Genomic DNA, 19,204 nt, shown 5'->3' on the forward strand with positions numbered 1-19,204 from the left:
ACCTACATGGTCATTCAGTTGTCAAGGTTCTGTTTTCCCTTGCGGCTAATCCCCCTTATCCTTAATAGGATTGGTTTCTAGCCAACGATTCGCACTTCAATACCAAGGTCAAGACCAATGACTTCTTTGCCTTAAATATCCGTCAAACAGTGTTGTTCTGCAAAGATGATCGCTCACTTCCACCGGGAACCTATCTCAAGATGGTACAAAGCCTTGGCACGTATGAGCTAATTGAATGCCCAGGAGGTCATGAAACGCTGTTCATTAATCCCAAAATTATTGCAGATGCACTGACAAAAATTACCACTAACCCTACATTTCATGCGATCGCATAGTGTGCTAGCAACTCAGAGAGCATTCGAGAAATATCGTGAATGAATGTAGGGGTTTAGTATTGCTTAACCCTTACGTTTTAGGTATGGGTTGTGCAGTGCGCACGCTAGCAAAAACCGCAGCATCGCTCTTTGGTGTGGTTATGAAAACAGCAGAGGCTACAAACCTACCTAACCGAAAATGCCTCGCTGAACCGCCGTGTCACCGGCTCAGTGATGAAGGTCAAAATTGACTTTTTACGAGTGACAATTTCACCTGTAGCACTCATCCCTGGTGTAAATTCTACTTCTTGACCGCGCACGTTCACTGAGTGTCTACTTAGCTTAATTCTTGTCGGAAAAACTAAGCCCAATTCTTTATCAACAATTGCATTCGGACTAACTTGCATGACTTCGCCCTCCACAATACCAAATTCCTGGAAGGGGAAAGTTGCCATTTTCACTTTTGCCTTCATTCCTTGACGAATAAACCCAATATCGCGGTTGAGAACTTTTACCTCTAGAAGCATTTCTTCCCCTTCCGGCAAAATTGACACCAATTCTTCACCCGATTGTACTGGTCCCTTGGTGGCTTTGACTCTGTAAATCGTACCAGCAACGGGAGCCTCAATCGTTTCCAAAGCTTGCTGCTTTCTTGCCTGATCTAATTGACCTTGAATAGTTGTCAATTCTTCTTTACGCTTGTTGAACTGGGTCAAAATTTCACTTTGGCGTTCTGATGCTACACGCTGGGACTGACTGAGTGCAGCTTTGTAAGCTTGTTCTGCTTGGCGAATTTCCTGTACTTGGCCAGCAATATCTTTTTCTAATGATGTGACTTTATCTTGAGCTTCTGTGATTTTATTATGGGCGTTAGTAACTTCATCTTGTGATCTAGTGATTTCTGTCTTTGCACGAGTTAATTTTTCTTGGGCATCCAAATAATCAACACGAGGTATAGCGCCAGGAGTAATTAGAGTGCGTAGGCTTTTTTCCCTTTCTTGTGCAAGGGCTAAATTACTTTCAATTTTAATTCGGATACTATCGGCGTTGACAAGGTTGGTTTTAGCATTCGCAACGCTGCTTTTAGCATTAACTGAGTTGTCTTGCAATCGAGTCAAGCGGACTTTGGCTTGATTAATCAGTGCTATTTGGCGATTTGCTTCTGCTTCCGCCGCAGCTTGACGCGCTTGGAAGTCTTGCAGGCGGGAGTTTAAAAGTTCATCTTGCACTTTCGTACCAGTCATTTTACCTCCGGTACGTTCTGCATCCAAACGTTGTAAATCGTCTTGAATTAATCTAGTAGATTTGGCTAGGCGGGAAACATCAGTTTTCTGCAAGTCTGGATCTTTTTGAATCAGAATTTGACCTTTAGTAACGCGATCGCCTTCTTGCACTTTCACGGCGACAATTGATCCCCCACCCAAGGATGTCACCGGTCTTACCTGTGTGGAAGCAATTAATTCCCCTGGTGCTGTTGCTACTTCGTCTATTTGCGAGAAGTGCGCCCAGGTGATCGTCCCAAATACGATCACGCTCATTGTTCCCGCTAATAATCTGGTGTACAGGGGTGGCAATTCCTGTACCGCTTTACCCAATTCATAAGTGAGTTGTTCCTCTGGTTGGGCGAATCGCTCTTTTGTCTGACGTGCTTGAGCAGCATTTGCAGCTAGGGAAGATTTCATTTTTGTCCTTTGTCCTTTGTCATTTGTCATTAGTCATTTGTCCTTTATGATTCACTAATGACTAATGACTTATGTTTAATTCAAACTGCTAGATAGCGCCGCAAAAAATTTTCTAATGTCTCTAACTGGAAGTTAAAAATCCCCTCCAAATTGGCAATTTCATCTTTTGTACAGAAAAATTCATTTGCTAGCAATGTGCGAAAAGTTCCCAAAGTTTTTTGCGTTTGGGGATTAAATAAACCTAATGCACTCTGTAACCCATCAATGACAATTAGTGGTGAGTTAATTATTACTGGTTCTTTGGTGAAGATCCGACCAAAAATTCGGGGAATATCTTCTCGTAATAAAATCTCCGGCCCTCCCACTGGTAAAATCTGGTTACGAGCGCCTTCAACTGTTACAGAATCCACCACTATCTTTGCCAAATCATCGGTACTGACAATTGAAGTCCGATTTTTGCGATCGCCAATCAGCAGATACAATCCAGTTTCCCGAAACCGTTCTACTAATGGCAGCAAGTTAGATGCTAATCCAGATGGGCGTAAAATAGTGTAATTCAAGCCACTAGCTTGCAAATATCGCTCTACTGCTCGTTTGGCTTTGAACACAGGAGCGTCTTCATATCCGCGATCGGCTCCCAGTACAGAAATGAAGACAAAATGTTCTACGCCATTGGCTTTTGCCTGGTCAATGAGTTCAATATTAGCGCGGTAATCTAAAGATAGAGCATCACTATCAGAACCGTGGGCGCTGATAATATACTGGACACCTCGACTAGCTTTCTGGATATCTTTTTCCTCTAGCAAGTCACCGATGAAAATTTCTGCACCCCGATGTTCTAACTCGCTGTAGCGCGAGCTAAGGCGGACAAATGCCCGCACAGAATATTCTCGTTGTCGTAGGAGTCGCACAACTCTGCGACCAATTCCTCCCGTTGCTCCAGTTACTAGAAACATATAAATACCTAAATTGAATAGTTACAGGGTTTATAGTTCTCAAAATGCTTCGTATATGCTCAAAATCATTGAGCAATACTTAAACAAAAATATGAGCATATTTTTACACTGAGTAATCATGCTCAAGATATCCTCACGTCAACTAAGCCAATAGGTCACACTTTATTTATCTTAATCTCTAAAAATTATCCCCCATATTTTTAATAAATGTGCAGCATGGAGTAATTTCAAAAGGATTAGTTGTCACAATTAGGTAAATTACTGGAATGAGTCAGCAATACAAGCATATTGCTATCTCAATATGCCATTTTGCTTACAGAAAACACCGAAATGAGAAAGCAAACACAGCTTTTGAGTAAGTCAAATGCCATTTTGCTTGCGGAAAACACCGAAATGAGAAAGCAAACAGACCTTTTGAGTAAGTCAAATGCCATTTTGCTTGCGAAAATTTTTGTTTAGTCCTCTTGAGAGGACTTTGGCTATTAGCCGTAGGTTTCTAACCTATGGCGGCTGATGGGTTGAAATGTGAGATTTTAGTTTAGTCTAGAATTTCTGTATCAGTGAGTTGTAGACGCGTAGGCGTAGCCCGTACTTCTCTACGAGACGCTGCGCGAACGACAAAGCTCAGTAACCATCGTAGACATCGCTTACCATTACAAACTTTCTGGATCAACACCAAGCCCTTTCAACCTTTGAGTTAACATTTTCACCTGTTGTTCTGCTGCGACACGTTGCTGTTCTTCAAAAGTTGCGCGTTCTTCCGCTTCCCTGATGCGTTCTTCTGGTATCAGCAATCTTTGCCCTTCCTCGTCATACCAGTAAAGCCATTCCCGCACGATACCTTGATAAATTCCCCGTTCTCGCCCAATCCCTAAACCAATCTCTGGTAGCCAAACGGGATTTCCTGACATTAAAATATATTCCCCATCAACTAGGTGATACACCTCCAAAGGAGGATTTTTACGACGAAGGGGACTATACACAACGTAGTACAAAATTCCTAATTCTTTGGCATAAAATTCTTTCTTGGTAGTATATTCTTCCCGATATATTTGGGAAACAACTTCTAGTGCTAAAAATGGCGGTTTATTTTCTTCCCACAACACATAACTTAGGCGTAAGTCCTCATCAATGAAGCGTTTAACTCCTAAGCTGAGAAACCCATCAGGGACAATTGCTGATTTCTCTGGGTGATAATAAATACCCATATCAACGCCAAAGAACCAATCCCAGCGATCGCACCAAACCAAAGCCAGTATTGTTTTCAGCAAGCTGGGAATTAAATTTTGTAGTTCATTATCCACAGAGGTATCATCTGAGTCGGGTAGTTCTTCGGAAGATGGCAAACAATGCAACGGATTGTAGTTTAACATGAGCGGTTTTGCCAAATCTGATTGTACCTTGATTGTAGGAAATGTATCGATAATTAAATAGGTATACAAGGGTAAAATGATTCTGGATTCCAGTATCCACATTAATCTGACAAAAATCAGTCTCTTGGATAAATATGACAAATGTTAGCGATGTCTACGATGGTCTACGCCTACGCGCTGATTTTGATAGCCCTTGGAAAGAAATTATAGAAGCTTATTTTCCCCAAGCAATGCATTTCTTTTTTCCAGAAACTTCTGCATTAATTGATTGGGAACGTCCCTACGAATTTCTCGATAAAGAATTTCAGCAAATAGCTCGTGAAGCCGAACAGGGCAAGCGATATGCTGATCAATTAGTCAAAGTTTGGCAAACCCAAGGGGAAGAACTTTGGTTATTAGTCCATGTTGAAATTCAGGCACAAAAAGAAGATAACTTTAGCAAGCGGATGTTTACCTACAACTTTCGCATATTTGACCGCTTTGATCAACCAGCAATCAGCCTTGCAATTCTCTGTGATCCAAACCGCGAATGGCGACCAAGCAATTACAGTTACAATTATCCCGATACTCGCTTAATCTTTGAATTTGGCAGTATTAAACTTTTGGATTACGAAAATCGCTTTCAGGAGTTAGAAAATAGCGATAATCCATTTGCAACTGTTGTCATGGCGCATTTAAAAACGCAGCAGACACGCTCATCACCCGAAGAACGCAAAATATGGAAGTTTCGCTTAATTCGCAGGCTATATGATTTGGGCTTACAAGAGCAGGATATTCGTAATCTATATCGATTTATCGATTGGGTTATGATATTACCAAAGGCATTGGAAAATCAGTTTTGGGAAGATTTTAAACAATTTGAGCAGGAGCGGACTATGAGATATATAACGACAGGTGAGCGCATCGGCTACGAGCGCGGAAAACAAGAAGGTAAACAAGAAGGTCAACAACGGCTTATTTTAAGGTTACTACAAAGACGAGTAGGAGAATTATCATCAGAATTACAAAAGCGCATCCAATCTCTTTCTTTAAATCAATTAGAAACTCTTGGTGAAGCTTTGTTAGATTTTACTGCTATGGAAGATTTACTTCACTGGTTGCAAACAAATCAATCAGCTTAAACAATTTGAGCAGGAGCAGACTATGAGATATATAACTACAGGTGAGCGCATCGGCTACGAGCGCGGGAAACAAGAAGGTAAAAAAGAAGGTAAACAAAAAGGTCAACAACGGCTTATTTTAAGGTTATTACAAAAACGAGTAGGAGAATTATCACCAGAATTGCAAGAGCGTATCCAATCTCTTTCTTTAAATCAATTAGAAAACCTTGGTGAAGCTTTGTTAGATTTTACTGCTATGGAAGATTTTCTTCACTGGTTGGAAACAAATCAATCAGTTTAAAATCTATTTTTATAATAATTCTAAAAAAACCTATCTACTCACTTACCCCATACAGTATTTTTTAGACTCAGTTCGATGAGTTATTTTTACTTTAACCAATCAAAAGTTACGAGTGAGTAACGAAAAGGGCAGGTACAAAACCCGCCCTCAAACTAAAAAATATTTAAACTAAATTAGCGATCACAGCTCAATTACCAATTTCCGGCGCACTCAAAGAAACCTTTATTGCTTCTTCTTTTTGCAGTGCTAATGTCGGCACGGAATTACGCAATCTTGCCGTCAATTGTACAGTTGTAGTGTCGTACATTTGAGTTAGCAATTTTGGATAAAAACCAATACCAATAATTGGCACCAACAAACAGGCAATGATAAATACTTCACGAGGTTCAGCATCTATCAAAGCTTGGTGAGAAACTAATTCTTTGTTCTCTTCTCCGTAGAAAATTTCCCGCAACATCGACAGCAGATAAATCGGAGTTAAAATTACTCCCACTGCCATCAAAAACACTACAATGACTTTGAAGGTAGAGCTATAAGCATCGCTAGTAGCAAAGCCCACAAATATCATTAATTCTGCCACAAAACCGCTCATCCCTGGCAATGCCAAAGAAGCCATCGCACAGGTAGTAAACATTGCGAAAATCTTCGGCATCCTTTTACCGACACCACCCATTTCATCCAACATTAAGGTGTGTGTGCGATCGTAAGTTGCACCGACAAGGAAGAATAAACTCGCCCCAATTAACCCGTGGGAAACCATTTGCAATACTGCTCCACTTAACCCCAAATCTGTGAAGGAGGCAATACCAATCAGGACAAAGCCCATGTGAGAAATTGAGGAGTAGGCAATTTTTCGCTTCAGGTTGCGCTGGGCAAAGGATGTCAAAGCAGCGTAGATGATATTAACTACCCCCAAAACTACCAACACTGGTGCAAACAAAGCGTGGGCATCGGGCAGCATTTGGGCATTCATCCTAATTAAAGCGTAACCGCCCATTTTCAGCAGAATCCCTGCTAATAACATATGTACGGGGGCTGTCGCTTCACCGTGGGCATCAGGTAGCCAAGTGTGCAAGGGAATAATCGGCAACTTGACAGCGTAGGCAATTAGGAAGCCAGCATAAAGTGCAAGTTGGAAATTCAGGGCGAAATCTTTGAGGGCGAGCGATCGCATATCGAACGTCACCGTATCGCCATAAAATGCCATTGTCAGGGCAGACAGCAAAATAAACAGCGAACCGCCAGCAGTGTATAAAATAAATTTGGTCGCTGCATATTGTCGTCTTTTGCCTCCCCAAATCGACAGTAGAAAGTATATCGGTACCAGTTCCAGTTCCCACACCAGGAAAAATAACAGCATATCCTGGACGGCGAACACGGCAATTTGACCGCCATACATCGCCAAAATCAAGAAGTAAAATAGCTTGGGCTTGAAGGTAACAGGCCAAGCTGCTAAAATTGCCAGCGTAGTAATGAATCCAGTCAAAATAATTAGGGGCATGGACAAGCCATCTGCTCCTACTGACCAATTCAAACCCAATTGTGGTACCCAAGGGTAACTTTCTACCAACTGCAAATCGGGATTGGAGAAGTCGTACCCGGTAGAAAAAGCGTAAACAATTAGTGCAAAATCTATCAGCCCTACGATGAGGGAGTACCAGCGCACTGTTTTGCCTTCTTTATCGGGGATGATGGGAAGAAGTAGCGATGCCGCTATCGGCAACAGAATAATCGTCGTCAGCCACGGAAAATTAGCTGTATTCATCACAATTTGTCTGCTATCAAAATCATGTTTGGCAAAAAGTCACTAGTAATTAAGTAACAGCTTTTTGGTGATTTAGTCTTCCTCGTTAGGTTGATTTAATTAAATTGGCAATTCCCCATTTTTTCTCTTGGGAGTCTCTTTTGACACTTGGTGGTGCGGAATATGGGTTGTGATACTCCCAGTTAAGTCAAAAATTTACCCTCAAAAAGCCGTTAAACTATAATTCTAGTGATGCGATGTCTACGACAAGCCGCTCCGCGTCTACGCGTAGCCCAACTCATAGCTAAAAATACACGATGCTGCTTGGTGGTTGTTGAAAAAAGCGATTTGGTACAAAAAAAGCATGACAGCAGAAATAACCCTATGATAATCGCACAAATTGAAAGTCAGATTCGTTATGTCACCAACGTAAATGGAGAAACAACAGATGTACTCGTCCCTGTAGAACTTTGGCAACAGCTTATAAGCTTCATAAATTCTGATAACGTCAGTGGTTTAGCTTGGATTGATGAACAAGAGCCAAAAGCACAAATATTAGCCCACCTGCAAGAGTCCGTGCGACAAGCAGCAGTAGGACAAACTTTCCCAGTTTCACAGCTTTGGGACGATATCGAAGCCTAGATTTATGGCAGAAGTTCGCTTTACACCTCCCTTCAAACGCCGTCTCAAAACTCTGACTAAACGTTAGCGCCAAATTCAAATTGACATTCAACCAATTATTGATCAGCTACAGGCTGGAAATTTTATCGGTGATCAAATCTCTGGCATAGACTTGACCATTTTTAAAGTTCGAGCAAAAAACAGTGATATCCCGACGGGCAAAAGTGGTGGATATCGGGTAATCTATCAAGTTGTCTCACCTGAATGTGTCTCAATACGGTTCAGTTAAGGCTAAAACTCTTTGTCAAAGTCAATTTTTTTAACGAACCGCAAAGGACGCAAAGGACGCAAAGGAAGAGAAGGAAGAGAAGGAAGAGAAGGAAGAAATGCTTAACTGAACTGTATTGGAATGTGTCTTACTTTTACTCATTGATGCAAAATCGGATCAGGTAGATGTCAGCTTAGAAGAGATTGAAAATGCAATTAAAAAGACATAGCCATATTGTTGAGATTGCGTAGGCATTGCACAAAAATTGCTTTTTAATAGAGAAAGTGCGATCGCTGGCAGTAGCATATCATTTATTTACTGCCTCAGGACTCAGCGAGAAGGTTGAGCTAAGGCTTGCTTAGAATCAAATCTTCTCCCAAGGGCGAACCCTGACTCAGCACTGATTCAGGATTCAGCACTGTTTCGGTAAAAAATGAAAAAATGTAATATTGACAGGCATCCTGGGTATCAAATAGATGTAAATTAAAGTAAGGGCAGCTTACCTTGCTTGAGCATACAGGCAGTATCACCCCGTTATTAAAAATATTTAGATTGGTAGCAGTATTATGTTGGCTCAATTCCAGAGCTTGTATCCCAAGGGCAGTCTGATTTCAGAATTAGTGCAAATTTATCAAGGAAAATATATTGTCCGGGCAAGCGTACAAATTGAAGGCGTAACCCGTGCTACGGGTATGGCCGCAGCAGAAACAGTAGAAGCAGCAGAAGACCAAGCCAGAACTAGGGCGCTGATAGTTTTGGGTATTACAAATGCGCCACCAGAATCAGTGGCATTTACCTCAAATCCAATTTCCCCGGCGCAGTTAAACCCTTCCTTAAATACCAAAAGTGGATTAAATGAATCTGCTGCCTATTCCTCTGTAAAAGATGAGGATTTTGTCGGTAGTCAGTGGTCAGTGGTCAGCGACAAAGAAATATCTCTGCCGCCTTCCAAAGTACGCAACATCAAACCAGAAGTAGTAACAAGCAATAACGAAGAGTACGGGTACAGTAATGCTGTGCCGCCAGTAAGCGATACCTATAGCCAGGATTTAGGTCAAAACTTTCCTGTAAGTGCCAACCGGGAGCTAGAATTTGATCTTCCAGTTGAAAACTTGGAAATGCCCTCTGATAACCAGATGGAAAATCAAAGCTTTCCAGCAATTTCTGTGAATAATGTCACACCATTTACACCCCGGAGTTACAGCCCTCAAGAGGATATCGCCACCCCGTCAGGGAAAGGAAAGAGAAACAAGAAAGCTGAACCCGTGGATTTATCGGATGTAATTGCTAAAACAGATGTCGAACTTCAGCGTTTAGGCTGGACACCAGAACAGGGACGAGAGCATCTAATTAAAACCTACGGCAAGCGAGGGCGTACTTTGCTAACTGAAGAAGAATTACATGGATTCCTCAAATACCTCCAATCTGAGCCAGACCCAATAGCGGGATTTTGATTAGTCATTAGTCATTAGTCATTAGTCATTAGTCATTAGTCATTTGTAAGGACTAATGACGTAGACTGTTGAAAGAGTAACGAAGCTATAGAACCTGTAAATTTTGCTGAAGTAATTTTTCAAACAGATGTCCAAATGCAGCGATTAGGCTGGACACCAGAGCAAGGACGGGAACATCTCAAAAGAAATTATGGGAAGCGATCGCGTTTTTTGCTGACCGATGAGGAATTACATGAATTCCTCCAATATCTCCAATCTCAGTCACACCCAATAGTAGGATTTTGATTTCCAACTCGTAAATCTAGTTTTGAACAGAAGAGATCCCCCAACCCCCTTAAAAAGGGGGCTTTCAAGTTCCCCTCTTTTTAAGGGGAGCCACTGCGAGAACAGGGGTCTCCCCAAGTGGAGCAAGTGGCGTGGCTTAGGGGGGATCGAGGTTTCAAGCTTTGATTGCGTAAGTCCTGATAAGTAAACGAGGGGTTTAAGGGAATTAAAAGTGGTAAATCACCATTTGCCAATCGTGACTATTAATTAACAAGAGCAACTGCTGGACGACTACCAGCAGCATGACGGTCAATCACTTGGTCAATCAAACCGTAGTCCCTAGCTTCCTCTGGCGACATAAAGAAGTCACGTTCAGTATCTTCAGCAATCCGCTCAATTGGTTGACCTGTATGTTCAGCTAGATAGTCATTTAGCCGCCGCTTGTGGTACAGAATTTCCCGCGCCTGAATTTCAATATCAGTCGCCTGTCCTTGAGCGCCGCCTAAAGGTTGATGAATCATAATCCGAGAATGGGGTAGACTCATCCGCTTACCCTTAGCACCAGCACTGAGGAGGAAAGCGCCCATACTCGCCGCCAATCCGGTACAAATTGTACAGACATCAGGGCGAATATGTTTCATAGTGTCAAAAATGCCCATACCAGCTGTCACCGAACCACCGGGAGAATTGACATACATATAAATGTCTTTCTCCGGGTCTTCAGCATCCAAATACAGCAGTTGGGCAACAATCAAGTTAGCAATGTTGTTATCAACTTGTTGTCCCAAAAAGATGATGCGCTCACGTAACAGCCGTGAGTAGATGTCAAAGGCGCGTTCACCTCGACCCGATTGTTCAATAACGATAGGAATCATGGAAGCGTGTTTGTGGCTACTTATAAATACATTTTATCGGTGACAGCACGAAACTGGGGCTGATCTCTACTCTTCTCAGGTAGATAGAAGTAAATCTTTGCCATTCTGCCTTATGCAACAAAGGGCAAAAGGTGCTTATGCAATAGATTCAACCCCTAAGGGCACTTTTTAGCGGTAAAAGCTGTCTAAGAGAATATCCCAATTTAGGGAAGAACAAATCAAAAAACTCCAATTGTCGCCAATCTCATGTCTCGGCCTTTGCTGCACAACCTTGGCGATGTGCTGATTAGACCGATTACCGAAATCCGACTTGCTTAGGGAATTACGTTAAATATTCAGTAATATTTGAAACATTTTTTTAAGATTTCCCTCAGCAATTATTAAGTTATTTTTGTTAAATTCGGTAAATCGATAGTACGAGGTGTATTTACAATAACCAGTTTTACTTGAAATGCTATCCACTCAGAGAGAGACGTGCCATGTTGGAAAAATTTGTACAAGCCGCCATCATCACCTTCTTGCTCTACCTGATAGCAGGACTTAGCCCAAATACTTTAATTCAGACAAAGACAGCATCACCTGTGCGAGAAACACCAGCAAATATTGTTAGTTTAGTATTGCGATCTTTTCACTAAGAATGTTTCATAAATTGTACAGGTGTAAGTAAGTCGGCGCAAATAAACCCAACTATAGCGTTTCTTTGTTGAGTTCAATATAGACCAGTAAGATTCCTGCGAACAAGGTAGACTGAGCAAATAAGGCAACTATTTGCATTTGATCATGACTAATCGCCTTGCTGAAGCTAAGAGCCTCTATCTCCGCAAACACGCCGAAAACCCGATTGATTGGTGGACTTGGTGTGATGAAGCACTTGCAACTGCAAGGGCGCAAAATAAACCAATTTTTCTCTCCATTGGCTATTCTAGTTGCCATTGGTGTACTGTCATGGAAGGCGAGGCTTTTTCTGATATTGCGATCGCACACTACATGAATGCCAATTATCTTCCCATCAAAGTAGACAGGGAAGAAAGACCTGACCTCGATAGCATCTATATGCAGGCTTTGCAGATGATGAGCGGTCAAGGGGGTTGGCCTTTGAATATTTTTCTTTCCCCAGAAGATTTAGTGCCGTTTTACGCTGGTACTTATTTTCCTGTAGACCCGCGCTATGGTCGTCCGGGATTTTTGCAGGTGTTGGAAACGCTTCGCCGTTATTACGATACAGAAAAAGAAGATTTACAGCAACGCAAAGCTCTAATTATTGAGTCTCTGCTCACGTCTGCGGTGCTGCAAGACGCTACAACAACCGAGCTTGAAGACCATGAATTACTCCGCCAAGGTTGGGAAATCAGCACAGGTGTAATTACTCCTAGTCAATCTGGCAACAGTTTTCCGATGATTCCCTATACAGAATTAGCACTGCGGGGAACTCGATTTAATTTTGAATCTCGCTATGATGGCAAGCAAGTTTGTACCCAACGGGGACTAGACTTAGCGTTGGGAGGCATTTATGACCATGTGGGTGGTGGTTTTCATCGCTATACTGTTGACCCGACTTGGACAGTACCCCATTTTGAAAAGATGCTCTACGACAATGGACAGATTGTGGAGTATCTGGCTTCTTTGTGGAGTACAGGAGTACAAGAACCAGCGTTTGAGAGGGCAGTTGCTGGTACTGTACTATGGCTAAAGCGGGAAATGACCGCGCCTGAAGGTTACTTCTATGCTGCTCAAGATGCCGACAGCTTCACGGAATCCACGGCGGTAGAACCAGAAGAAGGAACTTTTTACGTCTGGAGTTACAGCGAACTACAACAACTGTTAACACCTGAAGAACTAAGGGAATTAGAACAGTTTACGGTGACACCTAACGGCAACTTTGAAGGTCGTAATGTGTTGCAAAGACGTTATTCAGGGCAACTGAGTGCAACGCTAGAAACGGCACTGAGCAAGCTGTTTACCGCTCGTTATGGCGTTAGTTCTGAGTCACTAGAAACTTTTCCCCCGGCTCGTAACAACCAGGAAGCAAAAACTGCTAACTGGCCGGGTCGCATTCCCTCGGTGACAGATACGAAGATGATTGTCGCCTGGAATAGCTTGATGATTTCTGGGCTGGCTAGGGCTGCTGGGGTTTTCCAACAACCGTTATATCTGGAATTAGCAGCACGAGCAGCGAATTTTATCTGGGAAAATCAGTTTGTCGATGGGCGTTTCCACCGACTCAACTATCAAGGAGAACCAAGCGTTTTAGCGCAGTCTGAAGATTACGCCTTTTTTATTAAAGCTCTCTTGGATTTACAAGCTTCCAACCCTGAGCAGAAGCAATGGTTAGAAAAAGCGATCGCTATCCAAGATGAATTTAATGAATTTCTCTGGAGTGTAGAGTTAGGTGGTTATTATAACACATCTAGCGATTCGAGTCAAGATTTAATTGTGCGGGAGCGGAGTTACGCTGATAATGCTACACCATCAGCTAATGGAATTGCGATCGCTAACCTTGTGCGTCTGTCCCTACTCACCGATAATCTAGATTATTTAGATCTAGCCGAACAGGGCTTAAAAGCTTTTAGGAGTGTCATGCATCGCGCTCCCCAAGCTTGTCCCAGTTTATTTACAGCTTTGGATTGGTATCGTAATTCTACCTTGATTCGCAGCACAACTGAGCAAATAAACGCTTTGATACCCAAGTATTTGCCGGCGGCTGTGTTTGCCGTCACATCTGATTTACCAGAGGGAAGCGTTGGGTTAGTTTGCCAAGGTTTGAAGTGTCTTGCACCAGCAGAAAGTGTGGAGGATTTATTGCAGCAAGTGCAGGAAAGTCAAAATAGGGGATGATTTTTAACAGGGATTGGGCATTGGGCATTGGGCATTGGGCATGGGGCATGGGGGAAAGCTGAAGGAGTTGTTGTTCGAGTTCTTGGATAGCCATGATGGGGTTTAAGTAGAAGATAAATTTATTCTACTTTCAGCGTCAGAGGTTAATCTAGTTTGACTTTTGACTCGTTTTTTACCCTCTATTTTTTTGACGAATGACTATTAACTCATGTAGCAAATTAACTGCCATTGTTTTAGCTGGCGGTAAAAGTTCTCGGATGGGTCAAGATAAAGCCTTAATTCCCATTCAAGGAATACCTTTGTTACAGCGAGTTTGTGCGATCGCTCAAAGCTGTGCTGATACTGTTTATATAATCACTCCCTGGCCAGAACGCTATCAAGATTTGCTTTTGCCTAGTTGTCAGTTTATCCGAGAAGTGCCTTTGTCTGGAGAATCTCTAGCCCATGGGCCTCTAGTTGGATTTGCCCAAGGACTAGCCGAAGTACAGACAGAATGGGTGCTGTTGCTAGCTTGCGATTTGCCGAGGTTGCGGGTTGAGGTGTTGCAAGATTGGGTAAGTAGACTTGATAGCGTGGGAGATGATCCGATCGCAGCTTTAGCTCATAATCTTAAAGGCTGGGAACCTCTATGTGGTTTCTATCGCCGTCGCTGTCTGCCACAACTCCTAGAGTTTATCAAGCAAGGGGGGCGATCGTTTCAACAGTGGCTTCGGCAATATCCTGTAGAAGTTTTGCCCTTATCAGAACCGGAAATGCTGTTTAACTGTAATACACCTGAGGACTTGGCTTTAAGTTAATTCATGTCAAAAAAGCTAAAAACTTAATCGTGAACGGAACCTGCGGAAACTGTGCTGATAAAGTCATTTTTCCTGTGTTTACGATATTTGGGATGAATTTGTGAGAGTTGAAAGGGAAATTCGATCCCTTTCACTACTTCTGCAATAAATCTACTTAACCCGACAGAATTTGCGATCGCTATCACTCTCAGGATATTGCCAAGAATAGGCAAAATGGCTAACTCCCTTGAGTTGAGGGGCAAATTGTCGAAGTGCCTGCATTTGTACTTCTAGCGATGGACGATTACTGACGGATTTTCCCCACTGACCAGCTAAGGCCGGGATGATCTGCGTACCCGGTTTTGCCATACTCAAAACCCGTTGCACTTGCGTCACAATACAACTAGGATTACCGCAAGTCGCATATAACATGGGATGCCACTCTAATGTAGTCGGGAAGCGATCCCAAGGTTGCAAACGGGAATCATAGCCTTGTCCTAGAGTTTGGTTGCCTTCAGGAAAAAACACCACTCCTGTAGGAATACCTTGCTGCTTTGCGGGATAACTAGCGATGTTAACAAAATCTAGAATTCCTTGCATAGCGTGGGCAACGGCAAGCTGCCACAACTCCCATTGTAAAAGTCGCTGTCTATCAGTTGCAGGCAGGATTGGGTTTTGTGCTGGTGGGGGAATGCGTCCTTGCCAGAGGGGTTCTGCTTCCTGGGGATAAAGTTTATCGATTTCCGTTATATCTCCAGCAGTGACGTATCCCTTACTCAAAAAGCGGCGAATCAAGTCTAGCCCTTTATAATTCTGTGCCCGTTTAAATAAAGCTTCTTGGGTTGCGGGAGTAAATAGCCATAAATCTGAAACTTTGGTGGCGATGGAATCACTTCCAGCTTGTCGGGGATAGCGCACGTAGTCCAATAGCAAACCATCTGGGCGACGGCGCAAAACTTGTTGTACTAATTGGTAGTAGTCGCGTTTTGCTTGCAGGTTGTAGGGGTCGATAAATACTTGAGAGCCGTTATCTACAACATATAGGCTCGTTTGACCTTTACCATTACGAGCGATCGCACCTTCTCTATCTCGGCGCTGGGCGTAAGTATAGCCGAAATTTATGGTAAACATCCAGGCGTAGACCTTTAAACCGCGTTGCCGACCTTTTTTAATTGCTGTGGCGAGTATATCCATGTTTTCTGCCCCTGGAGTGCGAATCACAGAAGGCCAAACCGTCGGGTTAGCTCTTGCTGGCAATAATACCTGTCCGTCGTAAAATACTTCCAAATAAACTTGGTTATAGCCACGGTTAACAATCCGATCCATAATCTGATCAATTGTTCCTGGGCGAATGTCACAGGGATACAAGCGCAACCAAATGGCTTGGGTTTGAGGCCAAGTCCGAGTGCGGCACTCCTGTAATTCCTCTGCCTGTTTTTCTACCATATTTTGGTAGCGCGTTTGAGCATCTTCATTGCCTTTGAGGGCTGACAAACGCAACTTTTCTTTTTCTTGCACTGCCGTTGATGATAACTGACAATACTCAGTTCCTTGCGCTCTTGCTGGTTCGCTTCCAAGGTTGGGGAGTAACGAACTACTAGTGAAAACAACAGCGAATAGACACCGCCAAAATAATGTTGCTCTTGCAACGTTCAAGGAATGGTTAGACATACCTACCAGTAGATGGACACATTAACAATTCAAAATCCAAAATTCACCCATTGTTCCCGTGGTCACTGAGCAGTTCGACAGGTCTTACCCTGAGCTTGCCGTTGGCGTAGCCTCTCGTAGAGAAGGGCTCACTGTGCCACCTTGCCGTTCGCGCAGCGTTTCGTAGACAAGAGAGTTTCAGACTTTTATTTAAACTCCGACGGTTCCTGAGCTTGTCGCTGACTTTTCACGTTATTTAGAAAAGCCTACGAAAGACCTAACCCCCTAGCCCCCTTCCCGACACGGGAAGGGGGAAAATTCAAAGTCTCTCTCCTTTTAAGAGAGAGGTTTTCCAGATAAGAGTGAAAAGTCAGAGCTTGTCGTACCACTTCCCTACGGGACGCTACGCGTAGCTTGTCCTCCGCAGGAGTACGTGGAAGCAAGCTACGCGTAGCGTCCCGCAGGGAAGGACTGTACCTTACTTCCTGCAGGATAACTGAAGGGAGTTTGAGCCTAACCGTTCAGGACGAGCTACGTGTTGACGTTCGCGCTTAAACCCTTTAATTTACGATAATCATCGACTCCAACTCAGATAATTGTGGACAACGTGTATCGAATTATATAGTTAAGTAGTAAGGGTTTTAAAACCTATTTTTCAAGACTGCCAAACACCTATTTGTGTTGCCGCATTTTTTTTTAAAGATATAAAGGCATACAGGGCAGTATAAAACACTTGAATACACAGCAAGCTATATGCTTCTTAGTCCATTTTTACCCCAGAAGGAATTTTAATATGCCTCGGCGTTGGCTCTTATCTGCTTTAGCACTTTTGATGAGTATAGTTTTAGCTGCTTGCACGACTACAAGCACTCAGCAGGCACAAACAAAAGTCATAAACCCTACTGAGACGACAAATATAAATTTTCAGCAATTACCAAAAGGATCAGCCAAAAGAGTTGTTGCTCTATCTTCTCTTTCTGCTGACATTATCTCTCGACTTGATCAAACAAAAATTGTCGGAATCACTGGTAGTAGATTATTTAAGAATGACTCAAGATTCAAGGATATTCCCCGTGTTAGCGAAGGTCAAAGTCCGCCAAATTTAGAAAAAGTGGTAGCACTCAAACCAGATTTAGTTATTGGTGCAGAAGGTTTTTCTAACATTCCAATTCAAAAACTTCAGCAGCTAGGAATCCCGACCTTTCTCACTAAGGTGAATAACTGGGAATCTCTAGAAGAACTTACTAAAACACTTGCTAAATCAATTGATGCTGATCCTCAGCCTTTGTTAAATCGCTACAAAACTTTCTTGCCAGAAAAGCCAACTCAGGGTTTTTCTACTCTAGCGCTGGTTAGTCGTCAACCAATTTTAGCACCGAATAAAAATAGTTGGGCAGGGGATTTACTGGCGAAATTCCAGGCGAAAAATATAGCAGCAGATTTACAAGGAAAAAGTCCAATTGCTGGGTATGTGACGCTTTCGGCTGAGAAAGTTTTAGAAGCAAATCCAGAGGTGATAATTTTGGTTAATCCCCCGCAAGGGAATTCGGAAGTAGCGCTTTTAGATTCGTTGAAAAAGGAAGCTTTTTGGCAGCAACTGCAAGCAACTAAAAATAACCGAGTTTATGTGTTTGATTATTATGGTCTGGTGAATCCAGGTAGTATAGATGCAATTGAAAAGGCTTGTCAGCAGCTTAAACAAGCGTTTTCAATTGCATCATAATCATTTAAAATCTTGTTTCCAGTTTATAAGTAAGTGGGCGTGAATAATTAAAGCTTACTTCTTATATATATTGGGGAACTGTGATTGCAGTTGAGCCAACTTCGGCAAGTCATTTACTACCACGTAAGGGTAATTCGGATTGCGGTCAATAAAGTCTTGATGGTACTCTTCGGCTTGATAAAAACCATTCAAGGGAAGTAGTTGAGTCACTATCTGCTTATGAAAGATGTGTGCTTTGTTTAGTTGATTGATATAATAAAGGGCGACCCGCTTCTGCTCGTCGTTAGCAAAATAAATCACTGAACGATATTGCTTCCCTGAGTCAGGGCTTTGTCGATTCAACTGTGTTGGGTCATGTGCCACCAGAAAGTAAATTTTCAAAAGCTGCTCATATGAGATTTGTGATGGATCATAAGTTATTTTTACCGACTCAGCATGACCAGTCAATCCAGAACTGACAAGTTCGTAGTTTGCGGTTGTTGCACTACCACCAGAAAAGCCGGAGACAACATCAGAAACACCTTTGAGATGCTCAAAAACCGCTTCCATTCCCCAAAAGCATCCTCCTGCGAGAACTGCCGTCTGTTTTCCCTTAACTGTAGAAGTTGAGATATCGGTAGCAGGATTAAAAAGTATTGCATAGGACGCACTACGCATTATTACAATAGATGTCAGCAAAATGAGCGACAAGCAGAGTAATAAGTATCGGGATAGAGTAAAACTGCGAGTTGACATCAGACTTTAAAGCCCTCTGTTTATTGAATTGTTATCAGTATCAGTATAAGATTCATTTCTGAAAGCAAGATTAAAAAGATATTAGAAGTTGCGTGAGAAGATGGTGAGAATTCTCGGACTTAGAGCGCTGCTGATGGAAATGCTTGCTGGGGTTGAGATTAGGGACTAACAAATAAAAAAATATCCAATTATTTATTGTGGGGTGGGCGTCTCGCCCGCCCAGTAACCAAAGGCGGGCAAGATGCCCACCCCACAAGATTGAATAATTTATTTGTTGTCAGTCCCTTATTTAGTTATATATACCAGGATTGAAAAATGCAGATTGCTAAACTTATCAAAAACTTTTGGCGATGGGTTCGTTGGTTCTTGATAAGTAGACTTGATAAACCTTCAGACAACCTATTTGTTATTGTAATTACTCTAATACCACTCATTTTGAACTGGGATGGAAATTGGTCAAGTAAAATTATTTTTGAGTTTGATCTATTCAAAAAAATTACCAATTTCCAGTCATAGAGTGGGAACAAGGGAGA

General features: G+C 42.4%; 16 protein-coding genes and 1 pseudogene. 10 read left to right on the plus strand and 7 right to left on the minus strand.

The features are described from left to right. Nucleotides 1–149: 149 nt before the first annotated feature. Entirely contained in the window at nt 150–335 is a 186-nt protein-coding gene (locus V7K15_RS20220) for a hypothetical protein (RefSeq protein WP_334908094.1), read from the plus strand. A gap of 164 nt (nt 336–499) precedes the next feature. Here the strand turns inward: V7K15_RS20220 and V7K15_RS20225 are convergent, their stop codons facing one another. The 3 genes from V7K15_RS20225 to V7K15_RS20235 all read right to left on the minus strand — a co-directional run bounded on the left by V7K15_RS20225 (nt 500) and on the right by V7K15_RS20235 (nt 4,325). Further along, the gene (locus V7K15_RS20225) at nt 500–1,996 is read right to left on the minus strand and encodes an HlyD family efflux transporter periplasmic adaptor subunit (protein ID WP_334908265.1); all 1,497 of its coding nucleotides are present in this window, start codon (nt 1,994–1,996) and stop codon (nt 500–502) included. 80 nt (nt 1,997–2,076) lie between these two features. Then, nucleotides 2,077–2,952, minus strand: coding sequence for an SDR family oxidoreductase (locus V7K15_RS20230; protein WP_334908096.1), 876 nt, complete (start codon nt 2,950–2,952; stop codon nt 2,077–2,079). A gap of 653 nt (nt 2,953–3,605) precedes the next feature. Next, nucleotides 3,606–4,325: a Uma2 family endonuclease gene (locus V7K15_RS20235; protein WP_334908098.1), complete on the minus strand. Its 720-nt coding sequence runs from the start codon at nt 4,323–4,325 to the stop codon at nt 3,606–3,608. A gap of 134 nt (nt 4,326–4,459) precedes the next feature. Between V7K15_RS20235 and V7K15_RS20240 the strand changes: the two genes are divergently transcribed. Together V7K15_RS20240 and V7K15_RS20245 are read left to right on the plus strand one after the other, a co-directional pair. After that, nucleotides 4,460–5,446, plus strand: coding sequence for a DUF4351 domain-containing protein (locus tag V7K15_RS20240; protein WP_334908100.1), 987 nt, complete (start codon nt 4,460–4,462; stop codon nt 5,444–5,446). Next, nucleotides 5,439–5,726: pseudogene (locus V7K15_RS20245) on the plus strand (DUF4351 domain-containing protein); the annotation flags it as partial. The gene V7K15_RS20240 and the pseudogene V7K15_RS20245, both read left to right, overlap by 8 nt. Before the next feature lie 187 nt (nt 5,727–5,913). On the opposite strand, the gene V7K15_RS20250 reads toward V7K15_RS20245, so the two are convergent. Beyond that, nucleotides 5,914–7,491, minus strand: a complete 1,578-nt coding sequence (locus V7K15_RS20250; protein WP_334908104.1) for an NAD(P)H-quinone oxidoreductase subunit 4 — start codon at nt 7,489–7,491, stop codon at nt 5,914–5,916. A gap of 363 nt (nt 7,492–7,854) precedes the next feature. On the opposite strand from V7K15_RS20250, the gene V7K15_RS20255 reads away from it, so the two are divergent. The 3 genes from V7K15_RS20255 to V7K15_RS20265 all read left to right on the plus strand — a co-directional run bounded on the left by V7K15_RS20255 (nt 7,855) and on the right by V7K15_RS20265 (nt 10,098). Further along, on the plus strand, nt 7,855–8,112 hold the full coding sequence (locus V7K15_RS20255; protein ID WP_334908106.1) for a hypothetical protein: 258 nt from the start codon (nt 7,855–7,857) through the stop codon (nt 8,110–8,112). Nucleotides 8,113–8,925: 813 nt separating this feature from the next. Beyond that, entirely contained in the window at nt 8,926–9,813 is an 888-nt protein-coding gene (locus V7K15_RS20260; protein WP_334908108.1) for a hypothetical protein, read from the plus strand. Between the two features lie 135 nt (nt 9,814–9,948). Then, nucleotides 9,949–10,098, plus strand: coding sequence for a hypothetical protein (locus V7K15_RS20265; protein WP_442949702.1), 150 nt, complete (start codon nt 9,949–9,951; stop codon nt 10,096–10,098). A 242-nt stretch (nt 10,099–10,340) separates the two neighbouring features. On the opposite strand, the gene clpP is transcribed toward V7K15_RS20265, so the two are convergent. Continuing rightward, nucleotides 10,341–10,976: an ATP-dependent Clp endopeptidase proteolytic subunit ClpP gene (clpP, locus tag V7K15_RS20270; RefSeq protein WP_292790179.1), complete on the minus strand. Its 636-nt coding sequence runs from the start codon at nt 10,974–10,976 to the stop codon at nt 10,341–10,343. A gap of 455 nt (nt 10,977–11,431) precedes the next feature. Between clpP and V7K15_RS20275 the strand changes: the two genes are divergently transcribed. The 3 genes from V7K15_RS20275 (at nt 11,432) to V7K15_RS20285 (ending at nt 14,584) form a co-directional block, all read left to right on the plus strand. Continuing rightward, nucleotides 11,432–11,587, plus strand: a complete 156-nt coding sequence (locus tag V7K15_RS20275) for a hypothetical protein (protein WP_334908110.1) — start codon at nt 11,432–11,434, stop codon at nt 11,585–11,587. A gap of 145 nt (nt 11,588–11,732) precedes the next feature. Further along, nucleotides 11,733–13,787 carry a thioredoxin domain-containing protein gene (locus V7K15_RS20280; RefSeq protein WP_334908112.1) on the plus strand — a complete coding sequence of 685 codons (2,055 nt, stop codon included), beginning with the start codon at nt 11,733–11,735 and terminating at the stop codon, nt 13,785–13,787. A 194-nt stretch (nt 13,788–13,981) separates the two neighbouring features. Then, a complete protein-coding gene (locus tag V7K15_RS20285) occupies nt 13,982–14,584 on the plus strand; it encodes a molybdenum cofactor guanylyltransferase (protein WP_334908114.1) in 603 nt (200 codons plus the stop codon). Between the two features lie 150 nt (nt 14,585–14,734). Here V7K15_RS20285 and V7K15_RS20290 read toward each other — a convergent pair whose 3' ends face one another. Continuing rightward, complete coding sequence (locus tag V7K15_RS20290) at nt 14,735–16,234, minus strand: family 10 glycosylhydrolase (protein WP_334908116.1); 1,500 nt, start codon at nt 16,232–16,234, stop codon at nt 14,735–14,737. A 772-nt stretch (nt 16,235–17,006) separates the two neighbouring features. Here V7K15_RS20290 and V7K15_RS20295 point away from each other — a divergent pair. Beyond that, on the plus strand, nt 17,007–17,936 hold the full coding sequence (locus V7K15_RS20295) for an ABC transporter substrate-binding protein (RefSeq protein ID WP_334908118.1): 930 nt from the start codon (nt 17,007–17,009) through the stop codon (nt 17,934–17,936). Nucleotides 17,937–17,990: 54 nt separating this feature from the next. On the opposite strand, the gene msrA is transcribed toward V7K15_RS20295, so the two are convergent. After that, nucleotides 17,991–18,593: a peptide-methionine (S)-S-oxide reductase MsrA gene (gene msrA / locus V7K15_RS20300; protein WP_334908120.1), complete on the minus strand. Its 603-nt coding sequence runs from the start codon at nt 18,591–18,593 to the stop codon at nt 17,991–17,993. Between the last annotated feature and the right edge of the window lie 611 nt (nt 18,594–19,204).

The organism is Nostoc sp., assembly GCF_036919815.1.
In the GTDB taxonomy this organism is placed as follows: domain Bacteria; phylum Cyanobacteriota; class Cyanobacteriia; order Cyanobacteriales; family Nostocaceae; genus Nostoc.

Bases quoted from the DNA above. Each gene is read 5' to 3' on its own strand.
- V7K15_RS20255 (WP_334908106.1), top strand. From the start codon at position 7,855: ATGATAATCGCACAAATTGAAAGTCAGATTCGTTATGTCACCAACGTA.
- V7K15_RS20280 (WP_334908112.1), top strand. From the start codon at position 11,733: ATGACTAATCGCCTTGCTGAAGCTAAGAGCCTCTATCTCCGCAAACAC.
- V7K15_RS20235 (WP_334908098.1), bottom strand. From the start codon at position 4,325: ATGTTAAACTACAATCCGTTGCATTGTTTGCCATCTTCCGAAGAACTA.
- V7K15_RS20265 (WP_442949702.1), top strand. From the start codon at position 9,949: ATGCAGCGATTAGGCTGGACACCAGAGCAAGGACGGGAACATCTCAAA.
- V7K15_RS20275 (WP_334908110.1), top strand. From the start codon at position 11,432: ATGTTGGAAAAATTTGTACAAGCCGCCATCATCACCTTCTTGCTCTAC.
- V7K15_RS20290 (WP_334908116.1), bottom strand. From the start codon at position 16,234: ATGTCTAACCATTCCTTGAACGTTGCAAGAGCAACATTATTTTGGCGG.
- V7K15_RS20230 (WP_334908096.1), bottom strand. From the start codon at position 2,952: ATGTTTCTAGTAACTGGAGCAACGGGAGGAATTGGTCGCAGAGTTGTG.
- V7K15_RS20225 (WP_334908265.1), bottom strand. From the start codon at position 1,996: ATGAAATCTTCCCTAGCTGCAAATGCTGCTCAAGCACGTCAGACAAAA.
- V7K15_RS20295 (WP_334908118.1), top strand. From the start codon at position 17,007: ATGCCTCGGCGTTGGCTCTTATCTGCTTTAGCACTTTTGATGAGTATA.
- V7K15_RS20250 (WP_334908104.1), bottom strand. From the start codon at position 7,491: ATGAATACAGCTAATTTTCCGTGGCTGACGACGATTATTCTGTTGCCG.
- V7K15_RS20285 (WP_334908114.1), top strand. From the start codon at position 13,982: ATGACTATTAACTCATGTAGCAAATTAACTGCCATTGTTTTAGCTGGC.
- msrA (WP_334908120.1), bottom strand. From the start codon at position 18,593: ATGCGTAGTGCGTCCTATGCAATACTTTTTAATCCTGCTACCGATATC.
- V7K15_RS20260 (WP_334908108.1), top strand. From the start codon at position 8,926: ATGTTGGCTCAATTCCAGAGCTTGTATCCCAAGGGCAGTCTGATTTCA.
- V7K15_RS20240 (WP_334908100.1), top strand. From the start codon at position 4,460: ATGACAAATGTTAGCGATGTCTACGATGGTCTACGCCTACGCGCTGAT.